This is a genomic window from Hymenobacter plasmatis, from assembly GCF_020711255.1.
Taxonomy (GTDB): domain Bacteria; phylum Bacteroidota; class Bacteroidia; order Cytophagales; family Hymenobacteraceae; genus Hymenobacter.
Genome location: NZ_JAJFAW010000011.1, coordinates 131,720 through 152,189, shown reverse-complemented (window position 1 = coordinate 152,189; position 20,470 = coordinate 131,720). Strand labels below are relative to the sequence as shown.

At 60.9% G+C, this 20,470-nt stretch carries 19 protein-coding genes; 15 read left to right on the top strand and 4 right to left on the bottom strand.

The window, feature by feature from the left end:
• Positions 1-127: 127 nt before the first annotated feature.
• On the bottom strand, positions 128-508 hold the full coding sequence (locus LJ738_RS10285; protein ID WP_071885820.1) for a dodecin family protein: 381 nt from the start codon (positions 506-508) through the stop codon (positions 128-130).
• A gap of 212 nt (positions 509-720) precedes the next feature.
• Here LJ738_RS10285 and fumC point away from each other — a divergent pair, with 212 nt between their 5' ends.
• From fumC to LJ738_RS10255, 6 genes are all read left to right on the top strand, one after another.
• Positions 721-2,115 (top strand): class II fumarate hydratase, encoded by a 1,395-nt coding sequence (fumC, locus tag LJ738_RS10280; protein ID WP_227786229.1) that lies wholly within the window; start codon positions 721-723, stop codon positions 2,113-2,115.
• Between the two features lie 203 nt (positions 2,116-2,318).
• Positions 2,319-2,912 (top strand): GNAT family N-acetyltransferase, encoded by a 594-nt coding sequence (locus LJ738_RS10275; protein ID WP_227786228.1) that lies wholly within the window; start codon positions 2,319-2,321, stop codon positions 2,910-2,912.
• Positions 2,905-3,312: a diacylglycerol kinase family protein gene (locus tag LJ738_RS10270; RefSeq protein WP_227786227.1), complete on the top strand. Its 408-nt coding sequence runs from the start codon at positions 2,905-2,907 to the stop codon at positions 3,310-3,312. Before LJ738_RS10275 ends, LJ738_RS10270 begins: the two co-directional genes overlap by 8 nt.
• Positions 3,313-3,406: 94 nt before the next feature.
• Entirely contained in the window at positions 3,407-3,865 is a 459-nt protein-coding gene (locus tag LJ738_RS10265; RefSeq protein ID WP_227786226.1) for a DUF6970 domain-containing protein, read from the top strand.
• Between the two features lie 103 nt (positions 3,866-3,968).
• A complete protein-coding gene (locus tag LJ738_RS10260) occupies positions 3,969-4,466 on the top strand; it encodes a DinB family protein (protein ID WP_227786225.1) in 498 nt (165 codons plus the stop codon).
• A gap of 85 nt (positions 4,467-4,551) precedes the next feature.
• Entirely contained in the window at positions 4,552-5,172 is a 621-nt protein-coding gene (locus LJ738_RS10255) for a thioredoxin family protein (RefSeq protein ID WP_227786224.1), read from the top strand.
• Between the two features lie 89 nt (positions 5,173-5,261).
• On the opposite strand, the gene LJ738_RS10250 is transcribed toward LJ738_RS10255, so the two are convergent.
• Both LJ738_RS10250 and LJ738_RS10245 read right to left on the bottom strand, forming a co-directional pair.
• Positions 5,262-6,101 carry a DUF4382 domain-containing protein gene (locus LJ738_RS10250; protein ID WP_227786223.1) on the bottom strand — a complete coding sequence of 280 codons (840 nt, stop codon included), beginning with the start codon at positions 6,099-6,101 and terminating at the stop codon, positions 5,262-5,264.
• Between the two features lie 109 nt (positions 6,102-6,210).
• Complete coding sequence (locus LJ738_RS10245) at positions 6,211-9,270, bottom strand: AsmA family protein (protein ID WP_227786222.1); 3,060 nt, start codon at positions 9,268-9,270, stop codon at positions 6,211-6,213.
• A 401-nt stretch (positions 9,271-9,671) separates the two neighbouring features.
• Here LJ738_RS10245 and LJ738_RS10240 point away from each other — a divergent pair, with 401 nt between their 5' ends.
• Both LJ738_RS10240 and gldJ read left to right on the top strand, forming a co-directional pair.
• Positions 9,672-10,697: a PorP/SprF family type IX secretion system membrane protein gene (locus LJ738_RS10240; RefSeq protein ID WP_227786221.1), complete on the top strand. Its 1,026-nt coding sequence runs from the start codon at positions 9,672-9,674 to the stop codon at positions 10,695-10,697.
• Positions 10,698-10,766: 69 nt separating this feature from the next.
• Complete coding sequence (gldJ, locus tag LJ738_RS10235) at positions 10,767-12,026, top strand: gliding motility lipoprotein GldJ (protein ID WP_227786220.1); 1,260 nt, start codon at positions 10,767-10,769, stop codon at positions 12,024-12,026.
• An 85-nt stretch (positions 12,027-12,111) separates the two neighbouring features.
• On the opposite strand, the gene LJ738_RS10230 is transcribed toward gldJ, so the two are convergent.
• Positions 12,112-12,813 carry a ComF family protein gene (locus tag LJ738_RS10230; protein WP_227786219.1) on the bottom strand — a complete coding sequence of 234 codons (702 nt, stop codon included), beginning with the start codon at positions 12,811-12,813 and terminating at the stop codon, positions 12,112-12,114.
• A gap of 182 nt (positions 12,814-12,995) precedes the next feature.
• On the opposite strand from LJ738_RS10230, the gene LJ738_RS10225 reads away from it, so the two are divergent.
• The 7 genes from LJ738_RS10225 to LJ738_RS10195 all read left to right on the top strand — a co-directional run bounded on the left by LJ738_RS10225 (position 12,996) and on the right by LJ738_RS10195 (position 20,268).
• A complete protein-coding gene (locus LJ738_RS10225) occupies positions 12,996-13,376 on the top strand; it encodes a carboxymuconolactone decarboxylase family protein (protein ID WP_227786218.1) in 381 nt (126 codons plus the stop codon).
• Positions 13,373-13,756, top strand: coding sequence for a hypothetical protein (locus tag LJ738_RS10220; RefSeq protein WP_068190493.1), 384 nt, complete (start codon positions 13,373-13,375; stop codon positions 13,754-13,756). Before LJ738_RS10225 ends, LJ738_RS10220 begins: the two co-directional genes overlap by 4 nt.
• Before the next feature lie 124 nt (positions 13,757-13,880).
• A complete protein-coding gene (locus LJ738_RS10215) occupies positions 13,881-14,648 on the top strand; it encodes an exodeoxyribonuclease III (RefSeq protein ID WP_227786217.1) in 768 nt (255 codons plus the stop codon).
• Between the two features lie 136 nt (positions 14,649-14,784).
• The gene (locus LJ738_RS10210) at positions 14,785-18,303 is read left to right on the top strand and encodes a DUF4175 family protein (RefSeq protein ID WP_227786216.1); all 3,519 of its coding nucleotides are present in this window, start codon (positions 14,785-14,787) and stop codon (positions 18,301-18,303) included.
• Positions 18,304-18,461: 158 nt separating this feature from the next.
• Positions 18,462-18,908 carry an ATP-binding protein gene (locus LJ738_RS10205; protein ID WP_068190488.1) on the top strand — a complete coding sequence of 149 codons (447 nt, stop codon included), beginning with the start codon at positions 18,462-18,464 and terminating at the stop codon, positions 18,906-18,908.
• Positions 18,909-18,914: 6 nt separating this feature from the next.
• A complete protein-coding gene (gene ybeY / locus LJ738_RS10200) occupies positions 18,915-19,412 on the top strand; it encodes an rRNA maturation RNase YbeY (protein WP_227786215.1) in 498 nt (165 codons plus the stop codon).
• A 109-nt stretch (positions 19,413-19,521) separates the two neighbouring features.
• On the top strand, positions 19,522-20,268 hold the full coding sequence (locus LJ738_RS10195; protein ID WP_227786214.1) for an arginine-tRNA-protein transferase: 747 nt from the start codon (positions 19,522-19,524) through the stop codon (positions 20,266-20,268).
• The last annotated feature ends 202 nt before the right edge of the window (positions 20,269-20,470 follow it).

Here is a 20,470-nt window from a genome sequence, read left to right as displayed (position 1 = left end):
TATTGAGCTGGGTCTTTTTCATTTAATTACCGTTCGGCTTCCCTCGCTTTTGGAGAGGGCCGGGGGTGAGGTTCCGCAGGGGTGAGGTTCCCCGAATCGCGCATGCATGCGAGCCAGTGAAGTTGCTCTAGCCGCTGTAGCCGCCGCCGCTGGCGGGCTCCGTGGCGCTGCCGCCGGGCTCCACTTCGCGGGGCAATTCGGGTTCGGTTTTCAGGTGGACGTGGCTGTAGTCGGGGGCGCCGTTGCCGGCCGGAATGGGGGCTTCTTCCAGGGTGCGGTCGATGTCGGTGAGGTCCAGCGGCTCGGTGGGCGAGCCGAAGCTGACCTTGGCCGTGATGCGGTATTCCACAATGCGGTTGTCGCGCACTTTGCAGCTCTGGTCTTTGATGTAGATGGAAGAAATATTGGGTACCGTCGAGCTCAGCTGCTCGACGGCGCGCTGCAGCGCATCTTCAAAGCTTTTCTCGGAAGACGCCAGGATTTCAATAACTTGTTTAATGGAACTCATGGGTTAAAAGGGTAGGGGAGTTGAGTTGAGCTAAGAAAATGAAGCCGCGTAGAGTGGCACCTCTTGCGCAGTTTATCTACTGTACGCAGCAAGCCAGGTGGCAGCTATTTTGGTTAGGGTAAAAGCTGCCGTGCGGCGCGGTGTACTTTTGCGCACGGCTTCGGCTATATCAGCTCATCCCTACGCTTCTACATCAACTTATCATCCCCCGCATGGATTTCCGCACCGAAAAGGACACCATGGGCACCGTGCAGGTGCCTGCCACCGCGTACTGGGGCGCCCAAACGCAGCGCTCCATCGAAAATTTCCCAATTGCCCAGGACATCAACAAGATGCCCAAGGAAATTATCGCCGCCTTCGCGTACCTGAAAAAAGCCGCCGCCCTTACCAACCGCGACGCCGGCGTGCTGCCTGCCGAAAAAGCCGAGCTGATTGGCAAGGTGTGCGACGAAATCCTGGCCGGCCAGCTCGCCGACTCTTTCCCGCTGGTGGTGTGGCAAACGGGCTCGGGCACGCAGAGCAACATGAACGTGAACGAGGTGATTGCCTACCGCGGCCACGTGCTGCAGGGCGGCCAGCTCGCTGACGAAAAGAAGGTGCTGGCGCCCAACGACGACGTGAACAAGAGCCAGAGCTCGAACGACACCTTCCCCACGGCCATGCACATCGCGGCCTACAAAATTCTGAAGGAAACCACCATCCCCGGCATCGAGAAGCTGCGCGACGCGCTGAAAAAGAAGTCGGAAGACTTCATGCATATCGTGAAAATCGGCCGCACCCACTTCATGGATGCCACGCCGCTCACCCTGGGCCAGGAGTTTTCGGGCTACGTTTCGCAGCTCGACCACGGCCTGCGCGCCATCAAGAACACGCTGGCCCACCTGAGCGAGCTGGCGCTGGGCGGCACCGCCGTGGGCACGGGCATCAACACCCCGCCGAACTACTCGGTGAACGTGGCCAAGCACATTGCCGACCTCACCGGCCTGCCCTTCGTGACGGCCGAAAACAAGTTTGAGGCCCTGGCCGCGCACGACGCCATCGTGGAAGCCCACGGCGCCCTCAAGACGTTGGCCGTGAGTTTGATGAAAATCGCCAACGACATCCGCATGCTCAGCTCGGGCCCGCGCGCCGGCATCGGCGAAATCGACATCCCGGACAACGAGCCCGGCTCGAGCATCATGCCCGGCAAGGTGAACCCCACGCAATGCGAAGCCATGACCATGGTGGCCGCCCAGGTAATGGGCAACGACGTGGCCATCAGCGTCGGTGGCTCGATGGGCCATTTTGAGCTGAACGTGTTCAAGCCGATGATGATTTACAACTTCCTGCACTCGGCCCGCCTTATCGGCGACGTGTGCGTGAGCTTCACCGACAAGTGCGCCGTGGGCATCGAGCCCATCAAGGCCAACATCAAAAAGCACGTCGATAGCAGCCTGATGCTCGTGACGGCCCTCAACCCGCACATCGGCTACTACAAAGCGGCCGAGATTGCCCAGACCGCTCACAAAAACGGCTCAACGCTGAAGGAAACCGCCCTGAAATTGGGCTACGTGACCGAAGCCGAGTTTGATGAGTGGTTGAAGCCCGAGGAAATGGTGGGCATGTAAGCTCGCCCTGCTTCACTGGCATGTCATTGTAGTCAATAGAACGTCATGCTGAGCGTAGCCGAAGCATCTCGCGTGCAGTAGTAAACCATCCGATTGAGTTACTACCCCACGCGAGATGCTTCGGCTGCGCTCAGCATGACGTTTTAATTAGTCAAATGGTCTGCAACGGGCGGCTTTTCTTTTTTCCCAGCATCTTTGCGGCCATGGATTTCTCTGCTCCTATCGTTCTCGAAAATAACCGCGTGCGCCTGCGGCCGCTGGAAATTAGCGATTTCGAAGCCCTCAAAGCCGTGGCCTTCGACGAAGAGCTGTGGCGCTACACCCTCACCCGCGGCGATGACGCCGTGAGCTTGGCCGCCTACGTGCGCCAGGCCCTGGAAGCCCGCGAGCAAGGCCTGCGCTACCCCTTCGCCATCGTGGACCGGCACACCGGCGCCCTTGCCGGCAGCACCAGCTACTACAACGTGAGCGAGGCCGACCAGCGCATCAGCATCGGCTACACCTGGGTGGGCCGCGAGCACCAGCGCACCGGCCTGAACCGGGGGGCCAAGCACCTGCTGCTCAGCCACGCCTTCGGCCAGTTGGGCTGCGAGCGGGTGGAGCTGGAAACCGACTCGCGCAACAGCAAGTCGCGCGAGGCCATGGCCCGCATGGGCGCTACCGAAGAAGGCACTTTGCGCAGCCACCGCATCACGCAGGGCGGCATCCGGCGCGACACGGTCATTTTCAGCATCATCAAGCCGGAATGGTCGGAGCTGCGCCTGTCGGTTTTTCAGGAATTTGAAGCCCGTGGCTGAGCCCGCACCCCCTGCTTCCGAACGGCTGCGGCCGCCCGACCGGCTCTGGCGCCGGCGCGTGGCCAGTTTCGGGCATGCCTTCCGGGGCGTGTGGGCGGCGCTGCGCTCCGAGGTGCACCTGCAGTTCCATGCCCTGGCCACGGTGGTGGTGATTGGGCTGGGCTTTTACTACGCCCTCACGCGGCTGGAATGGGCCTTGGTAACGCTGGCCATTGCGGGTGTGTGGGCGGCCGAGCTGGTAAACACGGCCATCGAAGCCCTCACGGATTTGGCCTCGCCCGACTACCACCCGCTGGCGGGCAAGGCCAAGGACGTGGCCGCCGGCGCCGTGCTCCTTGCGGCGCTGGGGGCCGTAATAGTGGGGGCGCTGGTGTTTGGGCCGAAGATTTTTAAGCCCTAATGCCGAGCTTAACCTGAACCATTGCCTGCTGCGGGCGTACCCATAACCGGCCCGCTGGCTCGCGGCGGTCTTTTCCCTTACTTATCTGGTATCCATGCGCCTGCTCTCTTTCGCTATTCCTTTGCTGCTCGCCACGGCCTGCGCCCCCAAGCAGGTAAGCGTGACCAACCCCACCACGCCGCCCAGTACCGGCCAGGTAAGCGGCCCGGCGACGCCGGCTCCCACCAGCGCCAACACCGTGGACCCCGTGCCGGCGCGCGTGCCCGAATCCGACACCACGGCCCGCCCGCAGTGGCTCAAGCAGCGCATTGCTGAAGTGCTGGCGGAGCGCAAGCGCAACCCCATCACGCGCATCCTGCGCTATACCTACGGCGGGCAGACGGTCTATTACATCTCAGCCCCGTGCTGCGACCAATATTCCAACGTCTTCGACACCAAGGGCAAGCTGATTTGCCAACCCGACGGCGGCATTACGGGCAAAGGCGACGGCAAGTGCCCCGATTTTGACAAAAACAAAACCAACGAAAAGCTGGTCTGGCAAGACCCCCGATAAGGGAATTATGAGTTTTGAGTCATGAATTATGAGTTGTCTTTATACCATACCAGTTCATACTTCTTAACTCTTAATTCATAACCCAAAACTCATAATTATCACTATGAATACTCTAGAAAAACTCGGCGCTTTCAACGTGTGGGCCAATACCACCGTGCTCAACCGCCTCGACGAAATCGCGGCCACCGGCCAGGAACTGCCGCCGGTGGTGCTGCGCTTGTTCAGCCACGTGCTCAATGCCCAGGCCATCTGGATTTCGCGCATCACCGGCACCACCAGCCCAGTGAAGGTGTGGCAGGAGCACGACCTGGCCGGCTGCCACGCCCTGCACGAACGCACCTCCGAGCCCCTGCACCAGCTGATGGTGAACGCCGACGAAACCGAGCTGCAGCGGCTTATTTCCTACACCAACTCCCTCGGCGACAGCTACGAGAGCCTAGTGCACGACATCCTGACCCACGCCGTGGTGCACGCCAGCTACCACCGCGCGCAAGTGGCCACCCGCCTGCGCGACCATGGCTTCGAGCCCGTCAATTCCGACTTCATTACCTACTGCCGCGAACTGTCGGCCGCGGCCCGCAAGGCCGTGCCCAGCCTGTAATTCAGCTCAATTTTTAGCTCAAGAAAACCCTTCCGGCACCGGAAGGGTTTTTTAATGCCTTTTCTCATGAAGGCCGCTATCCCTTATGTCCGAAATCACTTCCTCGGCGCCGGTGCTGGACGCCGACCGCCTACACAGCGCCTATACCTACGCCAGCTACCGCCACCTGCTCGACCACCTGATGGCGCACCACCGCACCACTGGCACGAACCATACCGAGCAGATTATTCAATACGCCCGGCTCAACATCCAGCGCATGCAGCGCCTGGACAAGACCATCCAGCTGCTGCCCGAGCTGCAGGCCGCTCTCCAGCAGCTCAATCAGCCCTATAAATTGCTGGTCATCACGGAAGGCTGGTGCGGCGACGCGGCCCAGATTGTGCCCGTGATTGAAGCGGTGGCCCAGGCCAGCCACGGCAAGCTCACCACGCGCTATGTGCTGCGCGACGAAAACCTCGACCTGATGGACCGCTACCTCACCAACGGCGGTCGCTCCATCCCCAAACTCGTGGTGCTGCACGCCGACACGCTTGCCGAAGTCGCCACCTGGGGCCCGCGCCCAGCGCCCGCCCAGGAGCTATTCGAGCGCCTCAAGCAGGAAGCCGTGCCTTACGAGGACTTCGTGACCCAGCTCCACGGCTGGTACGCCAAGGACCGCACCGTAAGCACGCAGCGCGAGCTGCTGGCGCTGCTGCAGAGCTTATAGCCCTGCGTCGGCAAGCCGATTATTGCCCATGAAAAAGCCCCAACCTCTCTCAAGGTTGGGGCTTTGTGATTTGACTGCTTGGAGGCCGCTTAGTTGAGCGGGGTGGTGCCCAGGTCCGTCACCTGGTCGTTGGTTACCACGATGCCGGTGCGCACTACGTTGCGGTATGCGTTCTGGCCGGTAGGGGCCGTGGTGCTCGGGAAGAACTCCACGCGGTACGTGCCGGACGGCAGGGCACCCAGCTGGAAGGCGCCGGAAGCATCAGCCGAGGTGCTCACCGTATCGGGGCCGAGGATGGTGCTGCGGATGGCCAACACCTGGGGCAGGGCCGCGGCGGGCGTCACGGTGCCGCGCAGGCCGCCGCGCAGGTCCTGGGCCACTACCCGAATCACGGGCTTGAGCAGGTAGCGCTCTTTCTTGTCGTTGCCGGGCTTCCAGTTGCCGCGCTCCACGATGGACTTGGCCACGTCGAAGTCCAGCAGCAGCTGGAAGGTTTCGCGCTGGCGCAGGCTGGCTTTGTCGAGCTTCAGCTTCACGCCCGAGGTCTGGCCGCTGGGGGTTTTGAGGTCGTAGCGCTGCTCGTCGCGGCCGATTACGTAGCTGTCGGGGCCCAGAATCAGGCGGATTTCCTTGATGTCGCCGGGGGCGAAGTCCTCCTTCACCAGCAGCGCCGATTTCCCATTCACATAATTCAGGATGTCGATGGCCTGGGGCGTAAAGCCCAGCGTCTTCCAGCCATCGGCCTCTTTTTCGTCCTTGAGGTGCACTTCAATCTGCCGCACGTCGAGCACCACGCGGTGGAAGTCGCCGGGGGCGTCGGTCATGCGAACTTCGAGCTGGGCCGAATCGGCGTTCTCGGTGTCTTTGGAGCAGCCGGCGAGGGTGAAGGCGGCCGCGCACGCCAAGGGGAATAGACGGGTAACGTTCATATGGAAATGGATGAGTGGGATAATTTGGTCGTGAAACGGCCCGGCTAACTGTTGAGTTGCCGGGCCGTCGCCTCTACCAAAAATACTGCCAAGCTTATATTGGCTTGTCCTACTTTCCTTTTTTAGCGGTGTCGGCCGGCGCCGTGTCCTCGGGCTGCGGCTCCACGGGCTTGGGCTTGGCTTTGGGCTTGCCAAACAGCGAGTTCAGGCCCTGGCCCACTTGGTTGCGCAGGCGGGCCTGGGCTTCCAGCTTGGCCTTCTCGGTGGCGAGGCGAGCCTTTTCTTCGGCTGTTTGGTCGGCGGCGGCATCGGTGCGCTTGGTGCTGTCTTGCTGGGCCTGCTTCTTCTGGGTCAGGCCGATGAGGGCGTCGGTGAGCTTGGTTTTCACCACATTGGCCACAATAGCCTTGCCCTGGTCTTTCACGCTGCCGCTGGTGAGCTTCACCACCGGGCTGGCCACGGTGCCGCCAATGTTCAGGCCCAGCGTCACGCGCTCGGTGCCCTGAATGTTTTTCACGCCGGTGAGCTGCGTGAGCTTGCTATTGAGGGCCGAGCCCAAGCGGCCGGTAGGCACGTTCAGGGCCGTGACGTAGGCCAAGGCGCCGGCCAGGCTGTTGGAGCCGCCAAAGGTCATCTTCACGTCGCCCACCGTCAGCTCGAAGGGCTGCACCACCAGGTTGCCGTTCACGATGTTGGCCTGGATTTTTTTGTCGACCACCACCAGGGTCTTTAGCTCCGGCAGGGTGGTCAGGCTCGCAATCTTGCTCATTACTTCCGACTGGTTGATGGCCGCCTTCACCACGTCCACCACGCCCTTGCCGGTGAGGGTGGCCAAGTTGGGCAGCATGTCGGCCCCCATCTCGCCGCTCACGCTGAAATTGGTGCCGAACACGCCCTCTACCTGCCCGGCCAGCGGCACCAGCTTCTTGAGGGTGGTAAACGCCGAGAAGGCATTCTGAATATTGAGGTCGTTGATGTTCAGCCCAAAGTCGAATTTGGGGTGGGCCAGGTTCTTGCTGCTATAGCTGCCGGTGGTGCCAAAGGTGGCGCCCAGCGAGTTGAAGGTCATGTTTTTGAGCGTGGCCGTCTGGTCACGCACCGTCACGGCGCCCTGGGCGTTGGTCAGCTTCAGGTTGTCGTAGGTCACGTTGTCGACGTGGCTGTTCAGTACCAGGTCAAAGTATTTGGGAATCTGCAGCACGCCCTGGGCCTTGGCCGGGGGCCGGCCTCCGGTGGCCACGGGCTTGGCCGATACCTCGTCCACCATCCACTCGTTCACGTTGAAGTTGCGTGAGTTCACTGTCAGGTTGCCGCGCAGGGGCTGGCCCGGCGTGAAGAGGTAGCCCAGGTAGTTGCTGATGGTGCCGGAGGCGGTAAAGTCGGAACTGCCGGCCATGCCGTTCACGCCTTGCAGCGCAATCTGGTTGTTGTTGAAGGTGGCCGTGCCGCTGCTGATTTTCACGCCCTGGGGCAGGTCTTTACTCTTGTAGGTTACGTTATTGGCGCGCACCGTGCCGCTGGCCACCACGTTCTGGTAACGGCCGGCTTCCACGTCGGCCATGTTGCCCTTGGCGGCGATGTTGCCGGCCACGCGGCCGGTCACGGTCATGCCCTGCAGTGGGAAAATCTTGGTGATTTTGGTCAGGTCCACCGTCCCGCGCACGTTGGTGTCGAACACCGGCTTGTCAATGTTGTGGGCCGTGAGGCGGCCTTCCAGCGGCTCGCCCTCCAGCACCATCTTAAACTGCGGCAGGTTGATTTGCGTGTCGTTGACCTGGCCCGTGGTGTTCACCACGGTGCCGCTCAGGTTGATGTTCTCAATCGGGGCCGGGAACTTGGCCGACTTCACAAAGCCGTTGGTGAGCCGGATGGCCGCGTTCACCACCGGCATCTGGGTTTTGGAGTAAATGCCCCGGGCCGTGCCGTCCACGTACAGCTGCCCGCGCATGGCCAAGTCCTTCACCGGGTACACCTTCAGGGCTTCGGCCAGGTTCACGTTGGCCTTCACGCGGCCGTCCACCCGCATCGGTGCCAGCCCGTCGATGGTCACGTTGCCGTCCACGGGGTTGGGCCCCAGGTCCAGGTGAAACTGCGGCACGTTCACTTTCACGTTGTTGGTGAAGCCCGAGGGGTTGTCGACCTGCATTTTCAGGTTAATGTTTCGGGCGGCCTGGGGTAGGTCGGGGTACTTGAACTGCCCGTTGATCACGGCCAGGTTCACGCCGTAGCCGGGCATGTGCAGGTCGTTTTGGGTGCCCTTGTAGTAGCCATCGAAGGCCACCTTGCCGCTGGTTTCGATGTTCTTGAATTTGTCGGTGTACGCGCCCGGCACCAGGCTCAGCAAGGTTTTGAAATCCGTTTCCAGCGCCTTGAAGGTCAGGTCGTAGGTAATATCCTTGTTGTTGGGCAGCCCAATGGCGCCGGCAAAGCTGAATGGGAAGTCGTTGAGCTTGATTTTGTTGTCCTTGAACGTGTAGAGGTTTTTGTTCAAGTCCATGTTCATCGTCACATCGGCGTTGAGCTGCTTGTCGGTCACGTAGGCCACGCCGTTGTAGGTCATGTCGAGGTCGGTGGCCGTGGTCTGCGACTTCATGTCGAACACGTTGCTCGCAAAATCGCCGCTGCCGCTGTGGTTCACGCCCCGGGCCTGCATCGAGAAGGGCAGGCCGAGGTCTTCGTAGCGCAGACGCCCGTCAGTCACCGCCCAGCCTTTAATAGCCAGGTGCACTTGGCTGGTATCCTGGCCCTTGGCCGCGGCGGCCGAATCCGAAATAATGACGTCCCAGTTGGCCAGGCCGCTTTTCAGGCGGCGTAAGCTCAGGTCGGGCCGGTCCATTTCAATGGATTTGATGTCGACCTGGCCGCCGCGCACCACGCTCATCACGTCGAGGCCCACGCGCAGGTTGGGCAGGTAGGCCAGGGTGTCGCGGCTGAACGAATCCAGCCCAATTACCCGCAAGTCGCGGATATTGACCGTCATGTCCGGGAACGAATGGAGCAGGGTCACGTCGATGTTGGCGGGGTCGTACTGCACGTTGGCCCGCACACGCTGGGCAATTTGCTTGTCGGCCAGCGCCCGCAGTTTGCCCTTAAAGAGCACCGGCGCCAGGGCCGCCGCGGCCACCAGCACCACCAGAAACACAGCAATACCTATCAGAATCTTCCGCATAGCAGGGGGTAATAAGATAATCGAAACAAAGTAAACCGACCGGGCAGCCGCGTTTGTCTAGCATCCCGGTCAAAATCAGGCCAAAAACCATTCTCCCAAAACCAATGCCCTGGGAGTTCAGCCCAAGTAAACGCGGGCAGCACGGTACAGATTATGGCATATATGCAATATTACGCTGCCCCAGCGCCCGGGGCAGTGGCCAGCTACGGTTCCGGTAATGCACCCACCACTCCAGCGGTGGGCTCGCTTATGAACCGCGGCCGGCACCCGAAGGTGCTGGAAACCCAAGGAACTGTTTGTCTTAGCCTCGTTGTATGTGGCCGTACATTCGCGTGCCCGGCCGTACCAATCCGCGAATCGGCCGCGTTATGCCGCTCACTATGCCAGCGTTTTACTTCCCGTTGCTCCTGAGAATTCGGCTCGGCCTCGCGGCTGCGGTCCTGCTCGGCGCCGCGGGTGGGGTACGGGGGCAAGACGTTTTTTTCTCGCAGTCGTTCGCCACGCGCCTGCACACCAATCCGGCATTCACGGGCCTGGTCGACGACTACAGCGTCACATTAAGCTACCGCAATCAGTTCCCCACGCTGGCCGGCTCCTTTGTGAGTGCCCAGGCAGGGGCCGATTGGCGCCTCGACACGCCCGGCCAGCACCACGCGCTGGGCCTGCTCATAAACCAGGACCGCACCGGTTCGGTGGGCTACACCCGCCTGGAAATCGGCGGGCTCTACGCCTACCACACCCGGCTCAACGAGCACCTGGCCCTCAGCGGCGGGGTGCGGGCCAGCTACGGCCGCCAGCGCGTCGGATATGACAATTTCGTGTTCGGCGACCAGATTACGGAAGATGGCACGGTAGTAGGGCCCTCGGCCGAAGCGTTGAATTTTTTCCCCGTCAACTACCTGAGCCTGGGCACCGGAGCGGTGCTGTATACCGAGCAGGGCTGGCTCAGCTTGGCCGGCCAGCACCTCAATCAGCCCAACCTGGGTTTCCAGAAGCAAAGCCAGCTCCCCATCCTGCTCAGCGTTTCGGGCGGGTATAAATTCTTCATCGTCAAGCCGGCTACCGGCGTGGCCGTGCGCGAAGTGAGCTACACGCCCGTGGCCGCCTACAGCCGGCAGGGCGGGTCGCAGCGCACCGAAACCGGCGTGTACCTCACTGCTTCGCCCGTGACACTGGGGGCGGTGTACCGCAATATTTTTTCAGCTAGCAACGTTGGTACTCAGCACGTCCTCGCCATTGTCGCAGGCATCCAAGCGGGAGAGCTGCGCGTGGGCTACAGCTACGACGTGGGACTGAGCCGGCTGAGCGCCGATTTGGGCGGCGCCCACGAAATAACGGTGGCCTTGCGGGCGTTTGACCGACTAGAAAACGCGCATCGTCGCCTAAAAAGACGCGTTTACCCGATAGCCCCTTGCCCCGCATTCTAATTTTTTGTACTATTGTGTCCTAATTGCCCTTGCTAAACCTTCCTCCCTCATACCCATTTTAACTTTGTTATGAAATTAACCAATTATCTACGCTTGGCCGTAGTGGGCCTTGTGACCTTAGCCAGCTGTGGCAAAGGTGGGCCGCCCACTGCCTCAAAGCCAGGTAAATATTCCTCTACTACGGGTATTGAATACAACACCGAGAAGGGAATGGCGGTGGCCAACTTCAAGAAAATTCCCGAAGGTCCGGGCCTAATTTTTATCGAAGGGGGTCGTACGGTGCTGGGCTCGCAGTCGGAAGACGTGACCATGACGCACGACAACATCGAGCGCACGGTGACCATTGCTTCGTTCTACATGGACGAAGCCGAGGTGGCCAACATTCACTGGCTTGAATATTTGCACTTCATCCGCACCGACTCAGCGGAAGAGTTTTATCGTTCGGCCCTGCCCGATACCACCGTGTGGGCCCGGGACCTGTCATTCAACGACCCCTACGTAACCTACTACCTGCGTTACCCCGGCTTCCGCTACTTCCCCGTGGTGGGCGTGAGCTGGCTGCAGGCCGACGACTACTGCACCTGGCGCACGGCCCAGGTAAACCAGCGCCTGGCTGGTGAAGGCGACGACGGCAAGCCCGCCAAGAAAAAAGGTGGTTTGTTCAGCCGCAAGAAGGACAAGGCTGCCGAAGGTGCTGAAGGCACCGCCGGCGCTACGGCCACCAACAACGTATCCATCGAGAAAGGCAACGTATTGCCCAACTACCGCCTCCCCACCGAGGCCGAGTGGGAGTACGCCGCTCAGGCCCTCATCGGCACCCAGGAAACTGGCAACGAAAACCAGGAGGAGAAGCGCATTTACCCCTGGGATGGCAAAACCACCCGCAACGCTTACGGCAAGAAGATGGGCCAGTTTCTGGCTAACTTCAAGCGGGGCCGCGGCGACTACGCCGGCATCGCCGGCAGCCTGAACGACGGCGCCATGATTACCGAGTACATCTACTCGTACCCGCCCAACGACTACGGCCTCTACAACATGGCCGGCAACGTGAACGAGTGGGTGCAGGACGTGTACCGCCCCCTCTCGTACCAGGACGTGGAAGACCTGAACCCCTTCCGCCGCAACGGCGTGGCTGACCCCGCCGACAAGTACGACAAGAAAGGCTACCAGTCGCTGATTGACGACCACGTGCGTGTCTACAAAGGCGGTTCGTGGCGCGATGTAGCCTACTGGCTCTCGCCCGGCACCCGTCGCTTCATGGCCGAAGATTCGGCCACGGCAACTATCGGTTTCCGTTGCGCAATGATTAACGCCGGCTCGAACAAGTAATTCGACGAGCTCAATTCAAAAAAAAGCCGTTCCTGAATTAGGAACGGCTTTTTTTGTGGCTCTTCGTTACTGTGCTTCGATGCGGCTACCGGTCGGCGTAGGCAATGGTGGCAACGCTGACATCGGCGGCTCCGGCCGCCAGTAGCGCCGCCCCGCAGGCTTCGAGCGTAGCCCCGGTGGTCAGCACATCGTCGACGACCAGGACGCGCTGCCCTACGATAGCCAACGGGCTTTCGACCTCGAAAACGGTGGCCACGTTTTCCCAGCGCTCGGCACGATTCTTTCGGGTCTGGGTGCTGGTGTGGGTGGTGCGGCGCAGGGCCGTGGCGCTCCAAGGTAGTTGCAGACCCTCCGAGAGGCCGCTGGCAAACGCCGCGGCTTGGTTATAGCCGCGCTTGGCCAGCTTGCGCGGGTGCAGCGGCACGGGCACGATGAGGTCGAAGTCGGCCGCAAGACCGGCATCGTGCAGTTCGGCGCCGTAGAGCTGGCCCAAGGCGGTGCCCACGTCGCGCTGGCCTTGGTACTTGAGCTCGTGCAGCAGGCTTTGGACCCGGCCGTGGCGCACGAAGCGCAGGTAGCTCAACGCATGGCGCACGGGCAGCTTGCCCCAGAACCGCCGCCCAATCGGGTTTTGCTCCGGGGGCAGCAGGTGGAAATCGGTGTAGGGCAACTCCGCCCGGCAGCCAGTGCAGAGGTGGTTTTCACCGGACACCAAGGGCTCACGGCAGGCCAGGCAGAGGCGCGGGAAAATGAGCCCGACAAAATCGCCCCAGAAGGAATGCAGCATGGTAGAAGGGAAGGGCGAAGTTTTGGGAAGTAATTTTGAAGGAGCAATGTAACCAAAAGCGCTTGTCATGCTGAGCGCAGCCGAAGCATCTCGCTCGCTTCGTTGAGCTAGTTTTATTAGTTATGCACGCGAGATGCTTCGGCTGCGCTCAGCATGGCGCTCTGCTTTACCTACTTCAATCCATGTCCCAAGTAACCGAATTCAACGAATACCGCCAGCGGATGAACGAAACCATCATGGCGGCCGATAACAAGGTCATCAAGCGGTTTTTCAACCTCGACACCAACACCTACGCGCCCGGCGCCATCGACGTTAAAACCAAGGAAATGCTGGGCCTGGCCTGCTCTATGGTACTGCGCTGCGACGACTGCATCAAGTACCACCTCGGCAAGTGCTTCGAGGAAAAACTCACCGACGAGGAGATTTACGAGGTATTCGCCATTGCCAACATCATCGGCGGCAGCATCGTGATTCCGCACTTCCGCCGCGCGGTGGAGTACTGGGAAATCCTGAAAACGGAGGCTGTGATGCCAGCGCCACCCCACGCCGAGCACGCCGCATGAGCGAGGACCTGAACCCCGCCGAACACCCCGAAGCCGAAGCCGATTTTGAGGCGCGCTGGGAAACCCTGATGCACGAAATGGAGGCCCGCTTCGGCAAGCGGCCCGACCTGAACGCCCTACTGCTGCTCATCGGCATCCAGGAGCTGAACCAGGGCATCACCACGTTCACCAAAGAGCAAAAGCAGGACCTGATGCACATCGCCACCTGCCGGCTCTTCAGCCTGAGCGGCCACTACGAGCTCGAGCGCGTGGACGAGGACGGCTGGCCCCACTACAAGCTGCTGCGCCCGGTGCCCTTCGCTAACCTGAAGGAGCAGGAACGCATGCTGAAGTGGCACGTGCTGGAGTATTTCATGCTGGACCCCGGCGATAGTCTGTGAGGCAATTAGGCCGTCATGCTGAGCTTGTCGAAGCATCTCTACCGCGCTACTAATTAAGTATAGTAGCGCGGTAGAGATGCTTCGACAAGCTCAGCATGACGTTCTTTTTTAGAATAACCAACCCATGAAAGTTATTTCTTACAACGTCAATGGCCTGCGCTCGGCCCTGAGCAAGGGCTTGCTGGACTGGGTAGCCGATGCCGCACCCGACGTGCTGTGCCTGCAGGAAATAAAGGCCGGCCGCGAGCCCATGGACGTCTCAGGTTTCGAAGCATTGGGCTACCGCGCCTACTTGCACCCGGCCCAAAAGCCCGGCTACAGCGGCGTGGCCACGTTCACGAAAATTGAGCCAACCGCCGTGGTGCACGGCTGCGGCCAAAGCTGCTACGACGACGAAGGCCGCGTGCTGCGGCTGGACTTCGGCAATGTGTCGGTGCTGAACACCTACATGCCATCGGGCACCAGCGGGCCGGAGCGGCAGGCCTTTAAGGTGGAGTGGCTGCATTTCTTTCGAAAGTATGTGGAAGGATTGCGTGCTGAACAGGTGCCGCCGCTGCTCATTGGCGGCGACTTCAACTGCTGTCAGACGGCCATCGACCTGCACAACCCCAAGGCCAACCAGAACAGCCCCGGCTACACGCCCGAGGAGCGGCAGTGGTTCAAGGATTTCCTGGCCGACGGGTATGTGGATACCTTCCGGCACCACCACGGCGAGGCCGTGGGCCACTACTCCTGGTGGAGCTACCGGGCCGGCTCGCGCCAGCGCAACGTGGGCTGGCGCCTCGACCACTGGCTGGCCGACGGCGCCCTGCAACCCCGCCTGACCGGCGCGGGTCTGTTGCCCGACGTGGTGCATTCCGACCACTGTCCAGCTTGGGTGGAAGTGGAGTAGCGTGGACTTTGTAGTCCGCGTCCCTGACTGACGCCTGAACGGCACAGGACGCGGACTACAAAGTCCGCGCTACTTCGCGCAGCCACAGAACCAAGCACCCCATCTTGATGTATCTTTCCTGAATAAGACCTTATTTATGGCGATGCTGATGGAGCGCGGCGCTGTAGCGGCCGAGTACCCCGCCCTGGCGCGGGTGCGAACGGAGCTGGAAGCTTTCAAGCGCAAGTTTTACCTCAACCTGCTGGTGCGCGGCCTGCTGGTGGCCGGTGGGCTGCTGCTCACGCTGTTTGTCGTATTCAACGTGCTCGAATACTTCCTCTACCTGCCCACGGTGGTGCGGGCGGGGCTGCTGTTCGGATTCCTGGCTTTGGTGGGCTACAGCTTCGTGCGCTGGATATGGCAGCCGCTGGCGGCCCTCACCCACCTGCGCCGGATGCTAAGCGACGAGCAAGCCGCCCGCAGGGTAGGGGAGCTGTTCCCGGAGGTGCAGGACCGGCTGCTAAATGCGCTACAGCTGCAGGGCCAGGCCCGCGACAATGCCCTGATTGCGGCCAGCCTCGAGCAGCGGGCGGCGCAGCTGGGCCAGTTTTCCTTTGCCGAAGGCATCGACATCAAGCAACAGACCCGGTCGCTGTGGAAGTACGCCGCCGTGCCGGTAGCGGTACTGCTGGCGCTGCTGGCTTTTTACCCCAGCTTTTTGGTGCAGAGCACGGAGCGCATCTGGCACTACAAGCGGGCATATTCGCCGCCGGCGCCGTTTCAGTTTGTGATTAAAAATCCCAAGCTGACGGCTTTTCGGGGCGAAGATTTTACGCTGGACGTGGGCGTGGCGGGCGCCGCCCTGCCGGCCGAGGTGAGCATTAACTACAACGATGGCGAGCGGCGCCTGAGCAAGGTAGCCGGCCACAGTGACCAGTTCCGCTACACGTTTGAGCAGCCGCAGGGCGACGTTACGTTTCAGCTCAAGGGAGCTGGCTTCAACTCGCCCGAATACCAGCTTACGGTACTGGAACGGCCCAACCTGCGCGATTTCAAGGTCAACATCACGTACCCAGACTACACCGGCAAAGCGCCCGAAACCATCGAGAATGGCGGCAACCTGACGGTGCCCGAGGGCAGCACGGTGCGCTGGGAATTTGCCACGGCCGCTACCGATGAGCTGGCCCTGATATTCCAAAACCCGGACGAAACGCTGATGGCCAGCGGCGACGATGGCACCTTCGTAGCCACCCGGCGGGTACTGCGCTCGCAGCCTTACTTGCTGCGCCTGAAAAATCCGGCCAGCCTCAACCGCGACCCCATTTCTTACCAGCTCACGGCCGTGCCCGACCAAGCGCCCACGCTCACGCTGGAGGCCTTTCCCGACACCGTGACGCGCCGCTACCTGGCGCTGGGCGGCACCGTGCGCGACGACTATGGCCTGACGCGGCTGGAGCTGCACTACCGGCTGCTGCGCGGGGGCAATGCCCGGGCAGCCGGCACCTACGCCTCGCGCCCGCTGAGCCTGCCCACCGGCAGCGCCGGCACCTACACCTACACCTGGAACCTGAATCCGCTGAACCTGCAGCCCGGCGACCGCCTCGAATACTACGTGGAAGCCTGGGACAACGACGGCGTGCACGGCCCCAAGGCCACGCGCACCCGCCCGGCCGAGTTCCGCCTGCCGGGCCGGCGCGAAATGCGCCAGGAGCTCACCGCCCAGGCCCAATCGGTGGCCAGCCAAATGAGCCAGGCTGCCAAGCAGAGCGAGAAGCTGGAGCGCGAGCTGGCCAAAGCCCAGGACAAGCTCAAGACCAAGCGCGACATGAGCTTCCAGGACCGCAAGCAGCTGGAAAACATGCTCGACCAGAAGCAGCAGATGAACCAGCAGATGGAGCAGATGCAGAAGATGTTTGACCAGTTGCAGCAGAAGCAGGACCAGCTCAACCCCAAGAGCGAGGAGCTGGCCAAGAAGGCCGAGGAGCTGAAAAAGCTGATGGCCGACCTGCTCGACCCCGAAACCAAGAAGCTCTACGACCAGCTCAAGAAGCTACTCGAGCAGCAAAAGCAGCCCGACGCCGAGATGCAAAAGCTGCTGCAGCAGCTCGAAAACAAGGAAGACACCCTGCAGAAAGAGCTGGACCGCGCCCTCGAGATGTTCAAGCAGATGCAGCTGGAGCAGAAGGCCGAGGAAACCGCCAACAAGCTGGACGAGCTGGCCAAGCAGGAAGAAAAGCTGGCCGAAAAAACCCAGCAGAACGACAAGGACAACCCCGACAACAAAGCCTCGACCCAGGAGCAAAAGGCCAAGCAGGAACAGCTCAAGCAGGAGCAGGCCCAGAACCAGCAGGAGTTTGAAGACCTGAAAAAGGAACTGCAGGAGCTCAAGCAGATGGACAAGGAGCTCGGCGACCAGAACGGCATGGACGAGCAGAAGCCCGAGCAGGAGCAGACAGACCAGGACATGCAGGAAAGCCAGCAGCAGCTCGGCAAAAACCAGAACCAGAAGGCCGCCGCCAAGCAGAAAAGCGCCGCCCAGCGCATGAAGCAGATGGCCAAAAAGATGCGCGACCAGATGAGCGAGGAAGAGAGCGACCAGGCCCAGCAGAACATCGACGACCTGCGCGACATCCTCGAAAACCTGCTCACGCTGAGCTTCGACCAGGAAAACCTGATGAAGGACTTCCGCAAGGTGGACCAGAGCGACCCGCGCTTTGTGCAGCTCGGCCAGACCCAGCGCAAGCTGCGCGACGACGCCAAGGTTATCCAGGACTCCCTTTATGCGCTGGCCAAGAAAGAGCCCAAGATTCAGAGCTTCGTGACCCGTGAGGTGGGCGAGATGAACGGCCGCATGGACGAGTCGCTCACACATATTCAGCAGCGCGACCCCGCCCGCGCCACCGCCACCCAGCAGCAGGCCATGACCAGCATGAACAACCTGGCCCTGATGCTGCAAGGCTCCCTCGACCAGATGCAGCAGGAGCAGCAGGCCGGCAAAGGCCAGCCCCAGGACGGCCAGGGCAAGCCCGGCAAGAAAAAGGGCAAGGGCAAAGGGCAGGGCCAGGGCAGCAAGCCCGGCCCCGGCAGCATGGGCAAAATGCAGCAGCAGCTCAACGAGCAGATTCAGAAGCTCTCGCAGAGCGGCAAGAGCGGCCGGCAGATGTCGGAAGAGCTGGCCAAGCTAGCCGGGCAGCAGCAGATGCTGCGCCAGGCCATGCAGCAGCTCGATAAGATGCAGCAGGGCGGCAAGCCCGGCGGCTCGCAAGCCGGCGAAGGCAAAGACGGCAAAGAGGGCGGCAAGGAGGGAAAAGAAGGCGGTGCCAATGGCAAAGACGGCAAGGGCGACCAGGGCGGAGGCGGCACCGGCGACATCAAGAAAATGATGGAGCAAACCGAAACCGACCTCGTAAACAAGCGCCTGACCGAAGAAACCATCATGCGCCAGCAGCAAATCCTGACCCGCCTGCTCGAAGTCGAGAAATCGGCCCGCGAGCGCGACCAGGATACCAAGCGCGAAGCCCAAGCCGCACAGGCCAAGCCGCCGGTTTTTCCACCGGCCTTCGACAAATACAAGGCGAATAAGGAACGCCAAACCGAATTGCTACGTAGTACTCCTCCGAACCTCACTCCGTATTACCAACGCGAGGTGGGCGAGTATTTTCAGAAAATCAAATAATGGTGGCTCCTAGCAAGCCGATGGTCGTTTCGTTAACCAGTTGGTGTTCTGCCGAAACTGAGCTTCGGCCGGCGATATAAATTGTTGTGGCGCTTTGCCGTTAAAAGACTATTTTTGCCGCCCCGAACTCGCTGCCGCTCTTCCTATCAAACCGCCTTATGAAGCAGGTAAAAATTCAGATTCCGTCGCTCGTCGAAAACATCCGCGTGGTGGAGAGTTTTATCGATAATTCCAAGGATACCTTTCAGATTGAGGACGATATCTACGGCAACATCATGGTGGCCGTGACCGAAGCGGTGAATAACGCCATCCGCCACGGCAACAAATTCGATAAAGACAAAAACGTCTATTTATCGCTGTTTGTAGAGCCCCAGCTGCTCAAATTCGAAATCGAAGACGAGGGCGCCGGCTTTAATTACGACAACCTCGACGACCCCACCGCCCCCGAAAACCTGGAAAACCCAGGTGGCCGCGGCATCTTCCTCATCCGCCACCTGGCCGATGAAGTGGAGTTTAGCAAAGAAGGGCGCCGCGTGCAGCTCACGTTTCAGCTCACGTCGGCGCCCGTCGACGAAACCCCCACTGCCGACCATCTCGCCGCCTAAAACCGCATGATGAGCACCCCGCCGGTGGGCCCGCCCCACCACGAAAACTTCCCGCCCGGCGAGCTGCACCACGAAGCCCCGGGCATCGAATTCATGGTGGAAGACGTGCCTGAGTTTGAACTCTCGGACGCCGAAAGCCTCGTGGAGTGGATTGAGCGCGTGGCGGCTGTGCACGAGCACCGCATCGTGCAGCTCACCTACATCTTCTGCTCCGACGACTACCTGCATCAGCTCAACGTTGAGTACCTGGACCACGACACCCTCACCGACGTCATCACGTTCGACAACTCCGACGATGCCGACATCATTGAGGGCGACATCTTCATCAGTGTAGAGCGGGTGCGCGAAAATGCCCAGGACCTGGGCGTGAGCTTCCGCGACGAGCTGCACCGCGTGATGATTCACGGCGTGCTGCACCTGCTCGGCTACCACGACAAAGACCTGCTGAGCCAAACGGCCATGCGGGCCAAGGAAGACCACTGCTTGTCGTTGCGAACTTTCTAGGTCCTGCTCTGCTTATTCTGAAACTACTCGACGCCCGCTTTTAGTGGGCGTTGGCATATCCAGGCCCGGCTGGCCGCGGTACCTGCTTCCCCGTTTTTCGCCCCGTTTTATGTCCGCCTCTTCTTCTGGTTTGCCCGTCATTCGGGGCGAAGCCTTGGATTATTACCTAGGCCTGGGCTACTACCGCATGCAGCAGGACTTGTTTACCTGCCAGTTTGTGCCTTTTAATGGGCGCATCTACACCGCCCACTGGCTGCGGGTGGTGCTGCCCCGCGTGGAGTGGGGCGCCGAGCCACGCCGGCTGATTCGGCGCAATGCCCGGTTTGCGGCCAGTATCCAGCCGTTTCGGCTCACCGCGGAGCACGAAGAACTGTACGCCCGCTACCGCAGCGCCATCACCTTCGATGCCTCGTCCACCGTGGAGGCCGTGCTGCTGGGTGGGGCCGAGCACAACGTGTTCAACACGTACATTATTGAGCTGCGCGACGGCCACCGTCTCGTGGCCGCCGGCATCTTCGACCGCGGCGACCGCAGCGTGGCCGGCATCCTGAATTTCTACGACCCCGCGTATCGGCAGCACAGCCTGGGCAAGTACCTGCTTCTGCTAAAAACCGACTATGCCCGCCGCCTGGACCTGGACTATTATTACCCCGGCTACGTGGTGCACGACTACCCGAAATTCGACTACAAGCTGTCGCTGAGCGCGGCGGCCACCGAAGTATTCGACAGCGTCAGGGGCCGGTGGCAAACGTACTCCCGCGCAGCCGTAACTGCCCACTCAGTTGAGCTGCTGGCCGACTGGCTCCCCGAGGGCTTGCGCGAACTCGCCGAAAAGCTAACGGGCCTGACCGAGTAACTACGGCTGTGCTTTAACCCGAATTTTTGAACCCGCAACTCGTTTCACGTGAAACTGGCTGCGGGTTTTTGATTTCGTAATTTTGCAACTCGCAACGCCGGGCTGGCTTTTTTCGCGCTAAGCTCCGCAAAGTTGCAATCAAGTTGCGCAAAGCTTGGTTACAGCCTTTATCGCCTTGGCGAGCCTTCCATTTAAAACTTCG